At 73.8% G+C, this 18,537-nt stretch carries 17 protein-coding genes; 10 read left to right on the top strand and 7 right to left on the bottom strand.

The features are described 5' to 3' along the window. The first annotated feature begins 70 nt into the window (after positions 1–70). Positions 71–2,482: a HelD family protein gene (locus AB0C21_RS32335; RefSeq protein WP_500209349.1), complete on the top strand. Its 2,412-nt coding sequence runs from the start codon at positions 71–73 to the stop codon at positions 2,480–2,482. Here AB0C21_RS32335 and AB0C21_RS32330 read toward each other — a convergent pair. Next, positions 2,465–3,160 carry a FadR/GntR family transcriptional regulator gene (locus tag AB0C21_RS32330; RefSeq protein WP_353819649.1) on the bottom strand — a complete coding sequence of 232 codons (696 nt, stop codon included), beginning with the start codon at positions 3,158–3,160 and terminating at the stop codon, positions 2,465–2,467. The two genes, AB0C21_RS32335 and AB0C21_RS32330, sit on opposite strands and share 18 nt — an antisense overlap. Before the next feature lie 307 nt (positions 3,161–3,467). Here AB0C21_RS32330 and leuA point away from each other — a divergent pair, with 307 nt between their 5' ends. Then, positions 3,468–5,144: a 2-isopropylmalate synthase gene (gene leuA, locus AB0C21_RS32325; protein ID WP_500209490.1), complete on the top strand. Its 1,677-nt coding sequence runs from the start codon at positions 3,468–3,470 to the stop codon at positions 5,142–5,144. Here leuA and AB0C21_RS32320 read toward each other — a convergent pair. Next, positions 5,131–5,328: a DUF4236 domain-containing protein gene (locus AB0C21_RS32320; RefSeq protein WP_500209347.1), complete on the bottom strand. Its 198-nt coding sequence runs from the start codon at positions 5,326–5,328 to the stop codon at positions 5,131–5,133. The genes leuA and AB0C21_RS32320 overlap by 14 nt on opposite strands. Before the next feature lie 249 nt (positions 5,329–5,577). Here AB0C21_RS32320 and AB0C21_RS32315 point away from each other — a divergent pair, with 249 nt between their 5' ends. Continuing rightward, the gene (locus AB0C21_RS32315) at positions 5,578–7,512 is read left to right on the top strand and encodes a Xaa-Pro dipeptidyl-peptidase (RefSeq protein ID WP_500209345.1); all 1,935 of its coding nucleotides are present in this window, start codon (positions 5,578–5,580) and stop codon (positions 7,510–7,512) included. A gap of 72 nt (positions 7,513–7,584) precedes the next feature. Here AB0C21_RS32315 and AB0C21_RS32310 read toward each other — a convergent pair whose 3' ends face one another. Continuing rightward, positions 7,585–8,670 carry a DNA polymerase domain-containing protein gene (locus AB0C21_RS32310; RefSeq protein ID WP_149264867.1) on the bottom strand — a complete coding sequence of 362 codons (1,086 nt, stop codon included), beginning with the start codon at positions 8,668–8,670 and terminating at the stop codon, positions 7,585–7,587. 64 nt (positions 8,671–8,734) lie between these two features. On the opposite strand from AB0C21_RS32310, the gene msrB reads away from it, so the two are divergent. Beyond that, positions 8,735–9,136 carry a peptide-methionine (R)-S-oxide reductase MsrB gene (gene msrB, locus AB0C21_RS32305; protein ID WP_500209342.1) on the top strand — a complete coding sequence of 134 codons (402 nt, stop codon included), beginning with the start codon at positions 8,735–8,737 and terminating at the stop codon, positions 9,134–9,136. A gap of 45 nt (positions 9,137–9,181) precedes the next feature. After that, positions 9,182–9,841 carry a TIGR04222 domain-containing membrane protein gene (locus tag AB0C21_RS32300; protein ID WP_500209341.1) on the top strand — a complete coding sequence of 220 codons (660 nt, stop codon included), beginning with the start codon at positions 9,182–9,184 and terminating at the stop codon, positions 9,839–9,841. On the opposite strand, the gene AB0C21_RS32295 is transcribed toward AB0C21_RS32300, so the two are convergent. The 3 genes from AB0C21_RS32295 to hemG are packed head-to-tail and all read right to left on the bottom strand — an operon-like array spanning position 9,838 to position 12,602. Next, complete coding sequence (locus tag AB0C21_RS32295; RefSeq protein WP_500209340.1) at positions 9,838–10,413, bottom strand: hypothetical protein; 576 nt, start codon at positions 10,411–10,413, stop codon at positions 9,838–9,840. The two genes, AB0C21_RS32300 and AB0C21_RS32295, sit on opposite strands and share 4 nt — an antisense overlap. Before the next feature lie 60 nt (positions 10,414–10,473). Further along, positions 10,474–11,172, bottom strand: coding sequence for a hydrogen peroxide-dependent heme synthase (hemQ, locus tag AB0C21_RS32290; RefSeq protein ID WP_500209339.1), 699 nt, complete (start codon positions 11,170–11,172; stop codon positions 10,474–10,476). Beyond that, positions 11,169–12,602, bottom strand: a complete 1,434-nt coding sequence (hemG, locus tag AB0C21_RS32285; protein WP_500209337.1) for a protoporphyrinogen oxidase — start codon at positions 12,600–12,602, stop codon at positions 11,169–11,171. The genes hemQ and hemG overlap by 4 nt, the downstream gene beginning before the upstream one ends. A gap of 129 nt (positions 12,603–12,731) precedes the next feature. On the opposite strand from hemG, the gene AB0C21_RS32280 reads away from it, so the two are divergent. Beyond that, the gene (locus AB0C21_RS32280; RefSeq protein WP_500209335.1) at positions 12,732–13,847 is read left to right on the top strand and encodes a hypothetical protein; all 1,116 of its coding nucleotides are present in this window, start codon (positions 12,732–12,734) and stop codon (positions 13,845–13,847) included. A gap of 97 nt (positions 13,848–13,944) precedes the next feature. Further along, positions 13,945–14,922, top strand: a complete 978-nt coding sequence (locus AB0C21_RS32275) for a DUF4349 domain-containing protein (protein ID WP_500209333.1) — start codon at positions 13,945–13,947, stop codon at positions 14,920–14,922. Here the strand turns inward: AB0C21_RS32275 and hemE are convergent. Beyond that, positions 14,919–15,935: a uroporphyrinogen decarboxylase gene (gene hemE, locus AB0C21_RS32270; protein ID WP_200842458.1), complete on the bottom strand. Its 1,017-nt coding sequence runs from the start codon at positions 15,933–15,935 to the stop codon at positions 14,919–14,921. The genes AB0C21_RS32275 and hemE overlap by 4 nt on opposite strands. Before the next feature lie 226 nt (positions 15,936–16,161). Between hemE and AB0C21_RS32265 the strand changes: the two genes are divergently transcribed. The 3 genes from AB0C21_RS32265 (at position 16,162) to AB0C21_RS32255 (ending at position 18,521) form a co-directional block, all read left to right on the top strand. Beyond that, entirely contained in the window at positions 16,162–16,374 is a 213-nt protein-coding gene (locus AB0C21_RS32265; RefSeq protein ID WP_200842454.1) for a hypothetical protein, read from the top strand. 160 nt (positions 16,375–16,534) lie between these two features. Further along, a complete protein-coding gene (locus tag AB0C21_RS32260; RefSeq protein WP_500209331.1) occupies positions 16,535–17,101 on the top strand; it encodes a DUF3000 domain-containing protein in 567 nt (188 codons plus the stop codon). A gap of 220 nt (positions 17,102–17,321) precedes the next feature. Continuing rightward, positions 17,322–18,521 carry an HRDC domain-containing protein gene (locus AB0C21_RS32255; protein WP_500209489.1) on the top strand — a complete coding sequence of 400 codons (1,200 nt, stop codon included), beginning with the start codon at positions 17,322–17,324 and terminating at the stop codon, positions 18,519–18,521. Positions 18,522–18,537: the final 16 nt, after the last annotated feature.

Raw genomic sequence — 18,537 nt, 5'->3', positions numbered from 1 at the left:
GGTGGTAGACTCCGGAGTCGCAAAAGCGCATACAGATACTCCACCCTATGAATAGGAGTGTAGTCCAGGCATGGGACTTCGTCAAGCGGGCGCTGTCAACCCGGAACGGGAAGAAAAAGCGACGCGGGCCGCCGTGCAGGTCGAGCAGGAGTACGTGTCCGGCGTGTACGCGCGCCTCGACGCCGAGCGGGACAAGGCCGCGGCCGCGCTGCGCGAGGGCCCGGCGGCGGGCGGCGGCGCGGCCTTCCAGGCACGGGTGGAGAGCGCCATCGCCACCGACGAGGCGGCCCGGCGCCTCGTCCGGCTGAACGCCGTCGAGCACGGCCTGTGCTTCGGCCGCATCGACCACCGCGCGGACGCCGACGGGCCGGGCGACACCTTCTACATCGGCCGCATCGGCCTGCGCGACGAGGACCACGAGCCCCTCCTGATCGACTGGCGCGCCGCCGCGGCCCGGCCGTTCTACACCGCCACGCCGGGGGCGCCCGGCACGCTCGCGCGCCGCCGCCACCTGCACCTGCGCCACCGCGAGGTCGTCCGGCTGGACGACGAGGTGTTCGACCTGGAGGGCCTGGAGGAGTCCGAGCGCGGCGGCATCGTCGGCGAGGCCGCCCTGCTGGCCACGCTCCGCCGCGGCAGGACGGGCCGGATGAGCGACGTCGTCGCGACCATCCAGGAGGAGCAGGACCTCGTCATCCGCTCCGGCCTCCAGGGGGTGCTGGTCGTCCAGGGCGGTCCCGGCACCGGCAAGACGGTCGCCGCCCTGCACCGGGCCGCGTACCTCCTCTACACGCACCGCGACGTCCTGGAGCGGCGCGGCGTCCTCATCGTGGGGCCGAACGCCACGTTCCTGCGCTACATCGAGCAGGTGCTGCCCGGCCTGGGTGAGACGGACGTCGCCCTGGCCACGGTCGGCGAGCTGTACCCGGGGCTCAAGGCGACGGCCGCCGAGACCCCCGAGGCCGCCGTCGTCAAGGGCGGGCTCCGCATGGCCGACTTCGTGAAGGCCGCCGTCCACGACCGGCAGCGCGTCCCCGCCGGCGGGCTGCACGTCGAGGTCGACGGCCTCACCCTGATCGTGGAGACCGAGAAGTGCGAACAGGTCCGGGAACGCGCCCGGGCCCTGCGCGCGCCGCACAACGTGCAGCGGCGCCGGTTCGTCCACGACATGCTGGAGGCGCTCGCCGTCAACCGGGCCGAGCAGTTCGACCGCATCATGGACGAGCCCCTTGAGGAGATGGCCCGCTCCGGTGGGCTGCCCGGCTGGCTCCAAGAGCTCATCGACGAGGCCGAGGACGAACCCCTTCTGGACGAGACCGACCTCCGCCTGGCCAAGGAGGCCCTCTGGCAGGACCCGGCGGTCAGGTCCGCCCTGGACGAACTCTGGCCCGACCTGACCCCCGAGCGGCTCTTCACCGACCTCTACGCCTCCCCCGAGGCCCTCGCGCGCGTGGGCGCCGAGGCCGGCCTCTCCCCCGACGAGTGGGCACTCCTGCACCGCCCGCCCGGCTCGCCCTGGACGGTCTCGGACGTGCCCCTCCTGGACGAGGCCGCCGAGCTCCTCGGCAAGGACGACTCCGCCGACAAGGCACGGGAGCGCGCGGCGCAGGCCGAGCTCGCCGAGGAGGAGCGCTACGCCCGCGAGGTCATGCAGACGACCGACGGCACGGAGATGATCCTGGCCAGCGATCTGATCTCCGCGAGCGAGCTGGCCGAGCGCCACAACGAAGGCGGCCCGCGCCTCACCACCGCCCAGCGCGCCATGGCCGACCGCGAATGGGCCTACGGCCACGTCATCGTGGACGAGGCGCAGGAGCTCTCGGAGATGGCCTGGCGGACCGTGATGCGCCGCGTCCCGACGCGCTCCCTCACGGTCGTCGGGGACATCGCCCAGACCGGCAGCGCGGCGGGCGCGGCGTCGTGGGGCCAGATGCTCGACCGCTACGTCCCGGGGCGGTGGCGCGAGCAGCGGCTCATGGTCAACTACCGCACCCCGGCCGCCATCATGAAGGTCGCCGCGGACGTCCTGGCCGCCGTCGCCCCGGACCAGACGCCGCCCGAACCGGTCCGCGACGACGGGCCGCCGCCGGCCGCGCTCGCGCTGCCGATCGACGAGCTGCCGTCGCTGGTCCGCTCGGAGCTGGTCCTCGTGACGGGCGGCGAGGACATCGGGGGCGCCTTCAAGGAGGGCCGCCTCGCCGTCATCTCCTCGGCGGCTCGCCACGCCGAGGTCCTGCGGGCCCTCCCGGACGCCGCCGTCGGCGCCACCCCCGAGGCGCTCGACTCGCCCGTCGTCGTCCTGACCGCCGAGGAGGCCAAGGGCCTGGAGTTCGACTCGGTGGTCGTCGTCGACCCGTCCGGCATCCTCGGCGAGTCCGCCAAGGGCGGCCAGGACCTCTACGTCTCGCTCACGAGGGCCACCCGCCGCCTGACCGTCGTCCACGACGGGGACCTGCCGCCCCTGCTATCGGCTCTGGAGTAGGCCGGTCAGGGTCCTGCCGAGCTCGGCCCTGACCACGTCGCTCGCGGCCGCCGGGTCCTGGGCGCGGATCGCCTCGACCAGGGCGGCGTGGGCGGCCCGGCCGTGCGCGGCGTCGGACGCGCGGACGTCGACCAGGGCGGCGAGGTCGAGCAGGCCGTCGCGCAGGACCGGGACGAACCCGGCGAAGAGGTCGGCGAGGACCGGGTTGTGCGCGGCGGCGATGACGGCGGTGTGCAGGGCGATGTCGGCGTCGATGAACCCCTCGACGGCGGGGCCGTCGAGGGCCGCGTCGCGGGCCGCGAGCGCCCGGTCGAGGTCGGCGAGGTCGCCGGAGGTGCGGCGTTCGGCGGCCAGTTCGGCGGCGCGGACCTCCAGCATCTCGCGGATCTCGTAGACCTCTGCGACGGAGGCGCGGCGGAGCCGGGCGGGCCAGTCCTCGGCCGGCTCCGTCGCGATGACGAAGACGCCCGCGCCCTGGCGGGCCTGGACGAGACCGGCTCCGGCCAGGGCGCGCAGGGCCTCGCGGACGGTGGAGCGGCCCACGCCGAGCTCCTTGGCCAGCGTCGTCTCGCCGGGGAGCCGCGTCCCGACCGGCCATGCCCCGCCGGAGATCTGGTCGCGCAGGCGCTGGGCGGCCTGCTCGACGAGCGGGCTGGGACGGAGCGGGCCGAGCGGCATCGGGGTCCTCCGGGACGGTGGCGGGCCTCCAGGGTAGGCCACCTCAGCTTGTCTGAGGAGCTGAGGTGTGGTTGGGTGGGCGGCGTGTCGTGGCAGGGCCTTCTCCTCGGTCGCCGCGGCGGGGCCTGATCCGGACCGGCACCCCGCCGCGGGGTCCGGTGCTGCCGGTCGTCCGGCGATCGAACGGAACAGGCCCGTGAACACCGACACGCGACCGAACGAAGACACGCGATTCCCGACCCTGCGCACCCCGACCGGCCCTGTGGCGGACGGCGCGCCCTTCTGGAACCCCCAGCGCGGCAGTTCCATGCCGTCCCACCGGTACCGGTCCGCCCACGAGCGCGTGCCCTCGCCCGTGCCGGACGTCGAGCGCGGCTGGCCGTCCAGGCGCATCGAGTACGCGCCCCTGTGGGTGCCGGTCGATCTGCGGGACGGCAACCAGGCGCTGGCCGAGCCCATGGACACCGCCCGCAAGCGCCGCATGTTCGACCTGCTCGTGACCATGGGCTTCAAGGAGATCGAGGTCGGCTACCCCTCGGCCAGCCGGACCGACTTCGACTTCGTCCGCCACCTGGCCGAGGCCGGCGTCCCGGACGACGTGACGCCCGTGGTGTTCACGCCCGCGCGCAGGGAGCTGATCGAGCGGACGTTCGCCTCCATCGAAGGGCTGCCCAGGGCGGTCGTCCATCTGTACACGGCGACGGGGCCGGTGTGGCGGGACGTCGTCCTCGGGTCGGACCGGGACGGGGTGCGGCGACTGGTCCTGGACGGCGCGGCCGACGTGGCGCGGCTCGCCGGGCCGGGCGTGCGGTTCGAGTTCTCCCCCGAGACGTTCAACGTCACCGAGCCGGACTACGCGCTGGAGGTGTGCGACGCGGTCACCGCGCTGTGGGACGCCTCGCCCGACCGCCCGGTGATCCTCAACCTGCCCGCCACCGTCGAGATCGCCACCCCGAACGTGTACGCCGACCAGATCGAGTACATGCACCGCAACCTCGCCCGGCGCGACGCGGTCATCCTGTCGGTCCACCCGCACAACGACCGCGGGACGGGCGTCGCGTGCGCGGAACTGGCGATGCTGGCCGGCGCGCAGCGGGTCGAGGGCTGCCTGTTCGGCAACGGGGAGCGGACGGGGAACGTCGACCTCGTCACGCTGGCGCTGAACCTGCACGCCCAGGGCGTCGACCCCAGGATCGACTTCTCCGACATCGACGAGATCCGGCGGACGGTCGAGCACTGCAACCGGCTCCCCGTCCACGAGCGCCACCCGTACGGCGGCGACCTGGTGTACACCGCTTTCTCCGGCACCCACCAGGACGCGATCGGCAAGGGCATGGCCCGGCACGCGCGCCTCGCCGGCGAGCGGGGCGTGCCGCCGGAGCGGCTGCCGTGGGAGGTCCCGTACCTGCCGATCGACCCGGCCGACGTCGGGCGCGGGTACGAGGCGGTCATCCGCGTCAACAGCCAGTCGGGGAAGGGCGGCGTCTCCTACCTGCTGCGGACGGGGTACGGCCTCGCCCTGCCGCGCCGCCTGCAGATCGAGTTCTCCCAGGTCGTGCAGCGGGCGACGGACGGCAGCGGCGAGGAGGTCACGGCGGCCGAGCTGTGGGAGCTGTTCCGCGCCGAGTACCTGGACCGGCCGGGACCGGTCCGCGTGACCGGCTGGCGGACCTCCCACACCGGCCCGGCGCGGCACGACTTCACTGGCGTCGTCCGGGTCGACGGCGACGAGCGCGAGCACACCGGCACCGGCAACGGCCCGCTGGACGCGCTGACCGGCGCGCTCGCGTCCGCCGGGATCAAGGTGGACGTCCTGCAGTACGCCGAGCACTCGACCGAGGCCGGGCAGGGCGCCATGGCCGTCGCCTACGCCGAGTGCCGCGTGGACGGCGTGACCCGCTGGGGCGCGGGGCGCGACACGTCCGTGCTCACCGCGTCCGTGGAGGCCGTCCTGTCGGCGGTCAACCGCGCTAAGAGCGGTTAGACGACTTCAGGGACCGTCTCCACGTCAGGCCGGTTCCGGGGATGCGCAGCGTCATCTGCCGGCGCCCGTCCGCCCCCTTGGTGTAGCGGGCGCCGCGCGCCCCGACGCTGTGCCCGACGCCCTTCTTGGAGAAGTTGAGGCGGAACGGGCCCATCTTGAGTGACTTGCGATAGCTCCAACCCATGCGGCGGGGATGCCCGGCGGGCACGCCGGGCATCCCCGTCACCCGTTCCCGGACATCCATAAAGGGCAATACGGACATCAGCGTCGAGGCAACGGCAGGACGTGACCAAATCCGGACCGACTTCGTCGTGCGCCGCCCTTTACCCGCGGCCCGCGGGCAGGGAGCCTGTGGCCCGTCGGAGATCATTTCCATATTCGGAGGTGCGGGTTGGCCAGGCGATCCCTGAGACGAACCCGGCGGACCGCGGCGGTGGCCGTGCTGACCGGCGCGGCGCTGGCCGGCGCGGGCGGCGGCGCGACGGCGCTGGCGGGGACGTCCCCCAAGATCGTGGTGAAGGACGGGGTCACCCAGCCCGTCTTCTCCTACAAGGACGCCGTCCGGGAGCACGTCTACGTCGAGTCGAGCGTGGACAGCGACCGGGACGGCAAGAAGGACCGCGTCAACGTGGACATCATCCGGCCGAAGGAGACCGAGCACGGTCTCAAGGTGCCGGTGATCATGGACGAGAGCCCCTACTACGACAACGCCGGGCGCGGCAACGAGAGCGAGCGCAAGACCTACGACGCGGCCGGGAACCCGGTGAAGTTCCCGCTGTACTACGACAACTACTTCGTGCCGCGCGGCTACGCGTTCCTCGCGGTGGACATGGTCGGCACGACCCGCTCCGACGGCTGCCCGGTCAGCGGCGGCCCGACCGACGTCCTCGGCGGCAAGGCCGTGGTCGACTGGCTCAACGGGCGCGCCCGGGCGTACCGGCCGGACGGCAGCCCAGTGAAGGCGACCTGGACGACCGGCCGCACCGGCATGATCGGCAAGTCCTACGACGGGACGCTCGCCAACGGCGTGGCGGCGACCGGCGTCGAGGGGCTGGAGACGATCGTCCCGATCTCGGCGATCAGCAGCTGGTACGACTACAGCCGGATGAACGGCGTGAAGTACTGGACCGACGAGCAGCCGTGGCTCGCGGACTACGTCGACACCGACCCGCCCGAGAAGTGCGCCGCGGTCTTCGCCGACCTCGACAAGGGCGAGGACGACGCGACCGGCAACTACAACGCCTACTGGAAGACCGCCGACTACCGGGACGGGACGATCGCCCGCGCCTCCCGCGTGCGCGCGAGCATCTTCGCCACCCACGGCGTCAACGACCTGAACGTGAAGGACAACCACTTCGCCGAATGGTGGAAGGCCCTCGCGAAGCGCGGCGTGCAGCGCAAGGTGTGGCTGAGCCAGCGCGGCCACGTCGACCCGTTCGACACCCGGCGCGACGCCTGGGTGGCGACCCTGCACAAGTGGTTCGACCACGAGCTGCAGCGGATCCCCAACGACATCATGCGGCAGCCGCGCGCCGACATCGAGATCGGCCCGGACCAGTGGATCACCCAGCCTGACTGGCCGTCCCGGGACGCGCGGAACGTCGTCCTGCGCCCCGGCGCGGACGGCTCCCTCGGCCTGAAGCCGGCCGCGGCGGGCGCGACCGCCGCCTTCACCGACGCCGCGGGCCCGCAGGGCGCGGGCTACCCGGAGGACGACATGGTCGCCGACCCGACGGCGGCGCGGCCCTACCGGACCGCGTTCGTGTCGGCCCCGCTGCCGCGGACCGGGCGCCTGTCCGGCACCCCCGACGCGCGCCTGAAGATCAAGCTGGACCGGCCCACGTCGAACCTGACGGCGCTGCTGGTCGACTACGGCGACGACACCCGCGTGGACTACCTCGGCCCGGGCTCCGGCATCCGGACGCTGACCACCGAGGACTGCCACGGTGAGAGCACGCCCTCCGACGACGCCTGCTACAAGCAGACCGAGGTCAGGACCGTGACCTCGCCGGTGAACGTGGTCGCCCGCGGGTGGCTCGACGCACAGAACGACCGGTCGCTGAGCAACCCGTCGCCGCTGGAGCCGGGACGCTACTACGGCGTCCGCTGGCAGACGCTCAGCCAGGAGTACCTGCTGAAGAAGGGCCACCGGCTGGCGCTCGTCCTCGCCGGGACGGACGCCGACTACAACACCGAGACGCCGACGGGCGCCCAGGTGACGGTGGACCTGCGCGGCAGCTCCGTCAGCGTCCCGGTCGTCGCGGCCGAGGACGACGTGACCGCCCTCGTCGCGCCGCCGCGGCCCGCCGAGACCTGGCGCGGCCCGGCCAGGGTCACCCTCCCCGTCCAGGAGCGCAAGCTCTACTGACGGCCCTCACCGAGGCGGACCGGCCCGCCGTCCCTCCCGGGGCGGCGGGCCGCACGCTGGGTGCGCCCGGCTTCAGGCGTGGTTGTCGGTGTCCTTGCTGGGCTGGACGCGCTTCGGCTCGCCGGGCATCTTCGGGTAGTTCGGCGGGTACGGCATGTCGCCGAGGCCGTGGTCCTTCTCGTCGCGGTCGGCCATGTCGAGCAGGGCGTCGAGGGAGAACGACGCGTCGTCGATCGAGGCGTGCAGGTCGCCGAGCTCCTTGAAGCGCGCGGGCATCGTGGCGATGGTGAAGTCGCGCGGGTCGACGTCGGGCAGCTCCTCCCAGGTCACCGGCGCCGAGACCGGGGCGTGCGGGGCCGGCCGGACGCTGTAGGCCGAGGCGATCGTGCGGTCGCGAGCGTTCTGGTTGAAGTCGATGAAGATCTGCTCGCCCCGCTCCTCCTTCCACCACTTCGTGGTGACCTCGGCGGGGGCGCGGCGCTCCACCTCGCGGCCGAACGCGAGGGCGGCCCTGCGGACCTCGGTGAACGTCCAGCGGGGCTCGATGCGGACGTAGATGTGCACCCCGCCCTTGCCGGACGTCTTGACGTACCCGGTGCAACCCAGCTCCGACAGCAGGTCGCGGGCCGGGCCGAGCGCCACCCGGACGGCGTCGGAGAAGTCGGTGCCGGGCTGCGGGTCGAGGTCGATGCGCAGCTCGTCGGGGTGGTCGACGTCGCCCTTGCGGACGGGCCACGGGTGGAAGGTCAGCGTCCCGAGGTTGGCCGCCCAGGCGATCACGGCGACCTCGGTCGGGCAGACCTCGTCGGCCGAGCGCCCGCTGGGGAAGGCGATCCGCGCGGTCCGCACCCAGTCGGGCGCGCCCTTCGGGATGCGCTTCTGGTAGAACGCGTCGGACTTGCCGGCGCCCATGCCCGCCTGGCCGCGCGCGTAGTCCTCGCGGGTGGCCATCCTGGCGCCCTCGAAGACCCCCGCGGGCCAGCGTTCCAGCGTCGTCGGGCGGTCGCGGGTGGCGCGCAGGATCCCCTCCCCCACGGCCAGGTAGTACTCCACGAGCTGCCGCTTGGTGTAGCCGTGCTCGGGGAAATAGACCTTGTCGGGATTGGTCACCTTGACGAGCCGATCCCCGACCGGGATCTCGATGTAGGGCGAGGCCATAACCGCACGTTAACCCACGGCCACGACAGTCCTCCCGGGCGGACGCGCCGGGTACCGTCGAAGCATGGAGAAGATCCGCAAAAGTGAGGACGAGTGGCGGGCGCAGCTCAGCCCCGAGGAGTTCCACGTGCTGCGTGAGGCGGGCACCGAGAAGCCCTTCACCGGCGAGTACACCGACACCAAGACCGTCGGGGTGTACCGGTGCCGCGCGTGCGGCACGGAGCTGTTCCGGTCCGAGACCAAGTTCGAGAGCCACTGCGGGTGGCCGTCGTTCTTCGCGCCGTCCGACTCCGACGCGGTCACGCTGATCGAGGACCGCTCGCTCGGCATGGTCCGCACCGAGGTCCGCTGCGCGGTGTGCGACTCGCACCTGGGCCACGTCTTCCACGGCGAGGGCTACGGCACCCCGACTGACGACCGCTACTGCATCAACTCGATCTCGCTCACCCTCGAACCCGCCGAATGACGCAACCTCCCCGGGCCCTGACGCGTCACATTGACGCCCACAGCAGTGACGGTCAGCCCCCGGGGAGTCGCCGTGGACGAGTTCACCCCCTACGAGATCGCCTTACTCTGCGGCGGGCCCACCCGCGCCGCCCAGTGCGCATTGCTCACCCTCTACGAGGGGCGCCGGGTGCGGGTCTCGCGGGGCACGCGCCGCGTGACCGTCGTCAAGCGGGAGGCGGACGACAAGATCCAGGCCGCGCTTCTCGAAGAGGTCCCCGACACCGGCTTCCAGCTCGGGTACGTCCTGGACGCGGTCGCCGAATCCGATGAGATGGCCGCCATCGCGGGCGGGCTGGTCGAGAGGGGCCTCCTGCGCAGGGGGTTCCGCGGCAAACTACGGAGGACGCGCAAGGGGAGGGCGGCCCGGCGCAGGCTCCGCGCGAACGCCGAGTCCGGCGCTCCGTCCGGGCTCGGCGCGCTGAAGGGCGCCGCGCCGGACGCGGTCACCAGGCTCGCCGCGCTGGGCACGGCCGCCGTCGAGGACGCCAAGCTCCGCCAGGTCATGGAGATGGACAACCCCAAGCCGCTCGACCTGCCCTACGACTGGGCCCTGAACGGGGTCAACCGGAACACCGAGCAGAGCCGCCTGTCCGACACGCAGTACTCCGGCTACGCCTACGACGCCTGGGACACCGGGGGCAACGGCGGGTCGGGCCCCTGCTAGGGGGTGTCGGAGACGCCGCAGTCGTCCTTGTCGCTCTGCTTGTTGGCGAGGACGACGCTGCCGTTGTCGTCGCTCTTGCCGTGGACGAAGACGCGCGGCTCGTCGTCGCCGCCGTCCTTGAGGAACTGGGTCGTCCACTTGCACAGGTCGATGGCCGGCTCGGAGTTCTCGTCGGACTCTCCGAGGTCGGTGTAGACGCGCACGAAGCTGCCGCTGCGCCGGACGTCGGTGACGTGCTTGACGACCTTCTTGCCGGGGTCCTTGGTCTCGAAGTAGGGCACCGCGTCGGTGATCTCGTCCGGGTCGCCGGCGGCCGCGACGCGCTCGTGCGGGGACGGGGCGGCGCCCGTGCGGGCGGCCACGGCGGCGCGGGGGGCGGGGTGCGAGCCGCCGGGCAGCGCCAGCGCGGCTGCCGCGAGCACCGCGGCGGCCGCGGTCAGCGTGCCGGCGGCGGCCGCCCGCCGGCGGCGGGAGCCGGTCAGGGACGCGGTCATGCGGTGCAGGCGGACCGTGAACTCGGACGGCGGCCGGGCGTGCCGGCCGCGGGCGTGCCGGGCGGGAGACTTGGTCACGGACGGCACTTTACTGCCGGCCGCCCCCGCCCGACGCACGATTCGGCGTGATGAGCCCCGCTAGGCCAGCCCGGCGACCAGCTCGGCGACCGGCTTGCGGCGACCTGTGTAGAAAGGCACCTCCTCGCGGGTGTGCAGGCGCGCCCTCGCACCCCGCAGGTGCCGCATCAGGTCGACGATGCGGTGGAGCTCGTCGGCCTCGAACGCCAGCATCCACTCGTAGTCGCCGAGCGCGAACGACGACACCGTGTTGGCCCGGACGTCGGGGTAGTCGCGGGCCATCTTCCCGTGCTCGGCGAGCATCGCGCGGCGCTCGTCGTCCGGCAGCAGGTACCACTCGTACGAGCGGACGAACGGGTACACGCACACGTAGGCGCGCGGCTCCTCGTCGGCGAGGAACGCGGGGATGTGGCTCTTGTTGAACTCCGCCGGGCGGTGCAGCGCCATCTGCGACCACACCGGCTCGCTCGCCCGGCCCAGCGCCGTCCGCCGGAACCGGGTGTAGACCTCCTGGAGGTCGTCGGAGGTGGGCGCGTGCCACCAGAACATGTAGTCGGCGTCCGCGCGCAGGCCGGCGACGTCGTAGGCGCCGCGCGTGGTGACGTCCTTCTGGGCGGCCTGGTCGAGGAGGTCCTGGACCTCCGCCGCCTCCTGCTCGCCGACCGTCCCGGGGTTCGCGACCCGGAACACCGACCACATGGTGTAGCGGATCACGTTGTTGAGTTCGCGCGCCTTCGGCTTGGCCGCCTGCTCCGTCATGGTCCAACTCCTTCTCGACTGCGCAAATGGTCCAGCACCCGGATCGCCGCCGCGCGCGCGGTGGCGATGCACGCGGGGATGCCGAGGCCGTCGTAGGCGGCGCCCGCGACGGCCAGCCCCGGCGCGCCGGCGACCGCGGCCCGGACCTTGGCCACGCGGTCGGCGTGGCCCACGTTGTACTGGGGAAGGCCGCCGCCCCACCGGGTCACCCGGGTCTCGATCGGCAGCTCGGTGACGCCGGACGTCGCGGCGAGCTCGGCCATGGCGGTCGCCGTGAGCTCCTCGTCGGTCCGCTGGAGCGTGTGCTCCTCGCCGTACCGCCCGATGGAGCAGCGCACCGCGATGACGCCCGGGTCGCGGTCGCGCAGGTGCGGCCATTTCAGCGAGCTGAACGTGACGGCCTTGACCCCGCGCCCGCCGCGGGCGGTGTCGCACTCCACGTTCGGGACGAGGTAGCCGCTGCCCTCGGGGAGCCGCGGGAACGCGGTGGCCCGGTAGGCGAGCGTGATGATCGCCATGCTGGCGTACTCGATGCCGGCCAGCTCGCGCGCAGCGGCGGGGACGTCCGGCTCCAGCAGCCGGGCCGCCGGGGCCGCCGGGACCGCCACGACCACCGCGTCGGCGTCGAGGTGCTCGGGGTCGCGGGCCGGGCCGACGGTGAGCCGCCAGCCGCCCTCGCGGCGGCGCAGCCCGCGGACCATGGCGCCGGTCCTGATCGTCCCCCCGGCCTCGGCGATGTCGGCGGCGACCAGGTGCGGGAGCGTGCCGAGCCCGTCCGGCAGCGTGGCGAACACCGGGCCGGGGTTCTGCGGCGCGGCGTCCCTGATGCCCTGGACGGCGTGGATCAGCGACCGGTGGGTGCGCGCGGCGGCGGCGACGGCGGGCAGCGTGGACTCGAACGACAGCAGCTCGGCCCGTCCCGCGTAGACCCCGCCGAGCAGCGGCTCGACGAGCCGGTCGACGACCTCGGCGCCGAGGCGGGCGCCGATGTAGTCGGCGACGGACACGTCCGCGCCCCGCGGGGTCTCCGGCAGCACGAGGTCGAGGGGCACGCGCGCCAGCCCGGCGGGCGAGAGCACGTGCGAGGCGGCGAGCGCCTTCAGGTCGGACGGCACGCCCATGACCTGGCCGGACGGGATCTGCCGCACCGCGCCGCGGCTGAGGATGCCCGAGGAGGTGGTGCCGGGGTTCACGAGGTCGCCGGAGCGGCCGAGGTCGCGCACGAGGTCGAGGCCCTCGGGACGGCGGGCGAGCATCGACTCGGCGCCCTCGTCCACCGGGATCCCGGCGATCTCGCTGACCCGCAGCTTCCCGCCGATCAGGGGGGAGCCCTCCAGGACCGTCACCCGGACGCCCTCCCGGACGAGCACGCGCGCGGCGGCGAGGCCCGCGATGCCGCCCCCGACGACAACCGCATGGGACGTGGTCATGCCTCCAGCCTCCCAGACGCCCCGCCGGATCGCGCACCGGGTCGACGTGAACTGCGGCACTCGCGCCGCCCGGCTTTTTGTCGCCGAGATGACAAGATCTTCGAACCTCGCCAGTGAATACTGGCAGGCATGATCCCTCGGACGACCTCCTCCCGGGCCGCGGCGGTCCTCGCGGCCGGCGCGCTCGCGATCGGCGGGCTCGCGGCCCCCGCCTCGGCCGCGGACCGCGGCGGCTTCACGCCGGTCCCGCTGCCGTTCTTCTGGCCGAACAACAGCCTCTACGACGTCGCCGCCGCCTCACCCGACAGCGTCTGGATCGCCGGGAACCAGGGAGAACTGGTGATCCCCGGCCCGATCCCCGGCACCGGGCAGAGCATCCCCGGCAATCCCGTCGTCCGGCGCTGGAAGGGCGGGGGCTGGGTCGAGTACGACCTCCAGGGCCTGTCCAGCCGCGGCACCATCACCGACGTCGACGCGGTCGCCCCCGAGGACGTGTGGATCAGCGGCCCGAAGTACGGCTCGGGCGACGCGGCGCCGGTCCCCTACGCGGCGCACTTCACCGGCTCGCGGTTCGAGCAGGTGGCGCTGCCGTCCGGAGCCCGCAGCGCGAACCTCCAGGCGAGCGCCGGCGGCGTCCGGGTCGCCACCGACACCGGCGTCTACCGCCGGACGGGCGACACCTGGACGCCCATCACCCCGCTCCCCGACATCCGGCAGCACACGTCCTACATCCGGGCGGACGACGACATCTGGGTCCTCGGCACCGCGTCCGCGACCGACGAGACGCTCGCGGCGCGGCACTGGGACGGGCGGTCCTGGCAGACCGTCCCCGTGCACGAGCCCGTGCCGGGGACCGGCTTCACCGACATGCTCGCCCTCTCCCCCACCGACGCCTGGGCCACCGGCATCAGCTACCGCACGTCCCCGGCCACGCCCGTCCTCATGCACTGGGACGGCACGTCCTGGACGGGCGTCACGCCGCCGCCCGGCCTCAACGCGCTCACCAGGATCGCCCAGGGCGGGGACGGGACGCTGTGGGCCATCGGGCATTCGCTCGACGAGCCGGCGAAGCCGGGCCTGATCCGCTACAGCGGCGGGACCTGGGAGCGGGTCCCGACCACCGCCGTGCCGAACCGGAAGAACTTCTACGCGAGCGCGCTCGCCGTCGTCCCCGGCACGGGCGCCCTGTGGACGCTCGGAACCGTCGACGTCGGCGGGCCCGTCGTCCTCACCGACGGCCCCTGACCGGCACCGGCGACCCGTGATCGGCGCGTGCCCGCTTCGTGCCCGGATCGCGATCCGTCCCGAGGAACGGTGATATGCGGCACATCGTCCAAGCCGCATGCGGAACGTCAGGAGCATCACCTGCGCACTGGTCGTCCTGCCGATGGCCGGGATCGTGGCCGCCTGCGGGGGCGGCGACCACTCGTCCGGGGCGTCGGACTCCGCGCCGCGGGGCGCGGCCACGGCGCCGGCCCTCCCGGGCGGCGCCCAGCGCGCGGAGGGCGCCCCCCAGGGCGGCGCCAAGCAGCGGGCGCAGGCGCCGCTGCCGACCGGGCGCGAGGTCGTCCACACCGCCGACCTGCGGGTCAGGGCCGGGGACGTGGAGGCCGCCGCCGCCAAGGCCAAGCAGCTGGTCGCCGCGGCGGGCGGCTACGTCGAACGCGAGTCGACGTCGAGCGAACCGGCCCGCTCGGAGATCGCGCTCAAGATCCCGAGCGAGCGGTACGCCGAGGTGCTCGGCCGGCTCGGCACCGAGCTCGGCACCAAGCTGTCGCTCAGCCAGGAGGCCGAGGACGTCACCGGCGAGGTCGCCGACGTCGACGCGCGGGTGCGGTCCGCGAAGGCCACGCTCGAGAGGTTCCGCAAGCTGCTCGACCGGGCGGGCTCCGTCAGCGAGATCATGAGCATCGAGCAGGAGATCTCCCAGCGGGAGGCCGACCTGGAGGCGCTCCAGGCCCGCCAGAAGGCGCTCGCCGACCGCACGCGGTTCGCGACGGTGACCGTGACCGTCGTGACCAAGGCCCCGCCGCCTGTGAAGGACGAGCCGCGCGGCGGGTTCGTCGGCGGGCTCCAGAGCGGCTGGCACGCGTTCACCGCGTTCGTCGGCGGCGTCGCCGCCGTGCTGGGCTGGCTGCTGCCGTTCCTCGTCACGGCCGCAGTGATCGGGCTCCCGCTACTGGCCCTCCGGCGCCGGCTGCGCGCCCGCGCCGCGGCCGACGCCGCGCCGGAGCCGGAGAACACCCCGGAGCCGGAGAACGCGAAGGCCGCGGTCGGCGCGGGCGAGGAGCCCCCGGAAGGGCCCCGGCCGCCCGCCTAGCGCGGGTCCTCGGTGCTCGCCTCGTGGACGAGGTCCGCGAGGCGGGCCAGCACGTCCGGATCGATGGACGGCAGGACGCCGTGGCCCAGGTTGAAGATGTGCCCCTCGGCCGTGCGGCCGCGGGCCAGCACGTCGCGGGCCCGGCGCTCCACGGTCTCCCACGGCGCGAAGAGGATCGCCGGGTCGAGGTTGCCCTGCAGCGCCTTGCCCGGCTCGACGCGGCTGACGGCCTCGTCGAGCGGCACCCGCCAGTCGACGCCGACGACGTCGGCCCCGGCCTCGCCCATCAGGCCGAGCAGCTCGCCCGTCCCGACGCCGAAGTGGATGCGCGGGACGCCGAGCGGCTCGATCTCGGCGAAGATGCGGCGGGCGTGCGGCAGGACGGACTCGCGGTAGTCCTGCGCGGCGACCGCGCCCACCCACGAGTCGAAGACCTGCACGGCGCTCGCGCCGGCCGCGATCTGCACCTTCAGGAACGCGATCGTGAGGTCGGCCAGCCGCTCCATGAGCCGGTCCCACAGCTCCGGCTCGCCGTACATCATCGCCTTGGTGCGCTCGTGGTTCTTGGACGGGCCGCCCTCGATCAGGTACGAGGCGAGCGTGAAGGGGCCGCCCGCGAAACCGATCAGCGGCGTGCCGCCCAGCTCGCCGACCAGGCCCTCGACGGCCTCGGTCACGTACGGGACGTCGTCGGGGACGAGGGGGCGCAGGGCGTCCAGGCCCGCCGCGTCCCGGATAGGATCGGCGATGACCGGCCCGACGCCGGGCTTGATGTCGAGGTCGACGCCGACGGCCCTGAGCGGCACCATGATGTCGCTGTAGAAGATCGCCGCGTCCACCGCGTACCGCCGCACCGGCTGCATCGTGATCTCCACGACCATGTCCGGGCGGGTGCACGACTCCAGCATCGGGACGCCCTCGCGGACCCGCAGGTACTCCGGCAGCGAGCGTCCCGCCTGGCGCATGAACCACACGGGCGTGTGCGGCACCGGCCGGCGGCGGCAGGCCAGCAGGAAGGGGCTCTCGGCGAGGCCGCCGTTGTCAGGCGTGCGCGCAGGGTGGTCGTTCGAACGGGCTGCGTCAGCGGTCACGTTGTGATGGTCCCACGAAAAGCGGAGGGGGGAGCACTGGAGTGGCGTGTGAGGCGCAACGAACTTCCGGACACGCCGAGCGAAGTCCCGCATTCTGTCACCGGCGCGTGCGAACGTGATGCGTGTCATAGCCGAGGGAGGTTCCCCCTTGTACTGCTTCACCTGCGGTGATGAACGCGAGTTCGAGCTGCCGCCGTGCGAGGACGGGCACGGCGAGGAGTGCCCCGAGCGGGCCTGCGTCGACTGCGGCTCCGCCGTCCTGGTCGGCCTGCCGCCCGGCGCCGCCGCCCCGGCCCCCGGCCGGACCTCCGAGACCGCCCCGGCGCCCGGCCGCGCCGCCACCGTGCGGGCCGTGGCCTGAACGGCCCGGCCCCCGAAACGAAACCACCTGTGCCGTGCCTGTGTCCCCTCCGCGCCCTCCCGTCGCCCCCTGCGGCGGCACGTCCCAGCAGCACCGACCCGAGCCCGCCGAGCCAGCCCCCCGCGACCCGTCAGTCCCCCGCGATCAGGCCGGTCCACCCATGAACCCACCTGCCTTCCAGCGGGCCGTCGACACGCTGCGCGAGATCCTCGACGGGCCCGCCTTCCGGCGAGAACTCGACCTCGAGGACATGCCCGCCCCGCAGAGCCTCGCGCCGTACGCGGCGGCCATGTCCGGCAGCGTCTACCGCGACGACGACACCGAGGTCGCCATGGGCCGCCTCATCGTGCTGTACGACCCCGAGGGCCGCCCCGGCTGGACGAACGGCTTCCGCGTCGTCGCCTACATCCGCGCCGACCTGGAGCCCGAGATCGCCGCCGACGAGCTGATCGGCTCCGTCGCGTGGGACTGGCTGCTCGAGGCCCTGGAGCCCGCCGGCTACGCCGCGGTGTCCGGGACGATCACCCGCGCGGTGTCGGAGAGCTTCGGCGACAAGCGCGACGAGCCGTCCACCACGGAGCTGGAGCTGCGCGCCTCGTGGTCCCCCACGGGGGAGGATCTGACCGCTCACGTACTGGCCTGGTGCGAGGTGATGTGCACCACGGCGGGGCTGCCGCCGACCGGCGTCGCCGCGCTGCCGGACCGCCCGGGCGGCGCGGGCGGCTGAGCGACGTACGGTAGGGGGCGTGAGCACAGCGTCCGAAACCGAGACGGCGGGGGAGAACACGGAAGAAGTGGGAGTGTCCGAAACGCGCGCGACCGGTCCCGAGCAGGGCGCCGGTGCGGAGAACACGGCGGCGACCCCTACCGGGACCGTTCCCGGGGCGGCCGGGCCCGGCCTCGGCCAGACGAGCACGGAGGCCGACACCGGTCCCCCCGCCGTCCCGCTGCTGGAGCCGCGCGAGGGCGTCCCGCCGGTGCTCACCACCGCCGCCGACCTGGACCGCGTCATCGCGGCGTTCGCCGCGGGCACCGGCCCGGTCGCGGTCGACGCCGAGCGCGCCTCCGGCTACCGCTACGGGCAGCGCGCCTACCTGATCCAGATGCGCCGCGCCGGCGCCGGCACCGCGCTGATCGACCCGGTCGCCCTCCCCGACCTGTCCGCGCTGGACGCCGCGCTCGCCGACACCGAGATGGTGCTGCACGCCGCCAACCAGGACCTGCCGTGCCTGGCCGAAGTCGGCCTCGTGCCGCGCCGGCTCTTCGACACCGAGCTGGCCGGGCGGCTGCTCGGCTACCCGCGGGTCGGCCTCGGCTCCATGGTCGAGAACGTGCTCGGCTTCGTGCTGGAGAAGGGCTACTCGGCCGCCGACTGGTCGACCCGCCCCCTCCCCGAGGACTGGCTGCGCTACGCCGCGCTGGACGTCGAGCTGCTGGTCGAGCTGCGCGACGTCCTCCAGGAGGAGCTGGAGGCGGCGGGCAAGCTGGAGTGGGCGCTGGAGGAGTTCGCCGCCATCCTGTCCACACCGCCGAAGCCGCCGCGCGCCGACCCGTGGCGCCGCACGTCCGGCATCCACCGGGTGCGCAACCGGCGGGCGCTCGCCACCGTCCGCGAGCTCTGGGAGGCGCGCGACAAGATCGCCCGCGAGCGCGACCTGTCCCCCGGCCGGGTGCTCCAGGACGCCGCGATCATCGAGCTGGCGCAGAAAGCCCCGAAGACCCCCGCCGAGCTCCAGGCCCTGCCGACGATGCGGGGCCGCGGCGCCCGCCGGCACCAGTCGGCGTGGCTGCGCGCCGTCGCCCGTGCCCGCGAGCTCGGCGAGCGCGGGCTGCCGGCGTCCAACCTGCCCGGCGACGGGCCGCCGCCCGCGCACCGCTGGGCCGACCGCGACCCGGAGGCCGCCAAGCGGCTCACCGCCGCCCGCGCCGTCGTCGCCGCGCTCGCCGACGAGCACTCGATGCCGTCGGAGAACCTCGTGCAGCCCGACTACGTCCGCCGGCTGGCCTGGACGCCGCCGGCGGAGTCGTCTGCGTCCGCGATCGGCGCCGCCCTGCGCGGCCTCGGCGCCCGCGACTGGCAGGTGGGGCTCATCGCCCAGCCGATCGCCAAGGCGTTCCTCCGCCTCGAAAGCAAGGGCGAGCTCTAGTCGCCACTTGCACGGG

The sequence above is a fragment of the Spirillospora sp. NPDC049024 genome (assembly GCF_040649235.1).
In the GTDB taxonomy this organism is placed as follows: domain Bacteria; phylum Actinomycetota; class Actinomycetes; order Streptosporangiales; family Streptosporangiaceae; genus Spirillospora.
Note: the sequence above shows the minus strand (reverse complement) of the source record. Positions and strands in the feature narration are given on the sequence as shown.

Excerpts from the sequence above, each read along its gene's own strand:
- AB0C21_RS32310 (WP_149264867.1), bottom strand. The coding sequence starts at position 8,670 with ATGGCCTCGCCCTACATCGAGATCCCGGTCGGGGATCGGCTCGTCAAG.
- AB0C21_RS32330 (WP_353819649.1), bottom strand. The coding sequence starts at position 3,160 with ATGCCGCTCGGCCCGCTCCGTCCCAGCCCGCTCGTCGAGCAGGCCGCC.
- hemQ (WP_500209339.1), bottom strand. The coding sequence starts at position 11,172 with ATGACGGAGCAGGCGGCCAAGCCGAAGGCGCGCGAACTCAACAACGTG.
- leuA (WP_500209490.1), top strand. The coding sequence starts at position 3,468 with ATGCCGTCCCACCGGTACCGGTCCGCCCACGAGCGCGTGCCCTCGCCC.
- hemG (WP_500209337.1), bottom strand. The coding sequence starts at position 12,602 with ATGACCACGTCCCATGCGGTTGTCGTCGGGGGCGGCATCGCGGGCCTC.
- AB0C21_RS32260 (WP_500209331.1), top strand. The coding sequence starts at position 16,535 with ATGAACCCACCTGCCTTCCAGCGGGCCGTCGACACGCTGCGCGAGATC.
- AB0C21_RS32280 (WP_500209335.1), top strand. The coding sequence starts at position 12,732 with ATGATCCCTCGGACGACCTCCTCCCGGGCCGCGGCGGTCCTCGCGGCC.
- AB0C21_RS32335 (WP_500209349.1), top strand. The coding sequence starts at position 71 with ATGGGACTTCGTCAAGCGGGCGCTGTCAACCCGGAACGGGAAGAAAAA.
- AB0C21_RS32275 (WP_500209333.1), top strand. The coding sequence starts at position 13,945 with ATGCGGAACGTCAGGAGCATCACCTGCGCACTGGTCGTCCTGCCGATG.
- msrB (WP_500209342.1), top strand. The coding sequence starts at position 8,735 with ATGGAGAAGATCCGCAAAAGTGAGGACGAGTGGCGGGCGCAGCTCAGC.
- AB0C21_RS32320 (WP_500209347.1), bottom strand. The coding sequence starts at position 5,328 with ATGGGTTGGAGCTATCGCAAGTCACTCAAGATGGGCCCGTTCCGCCTC.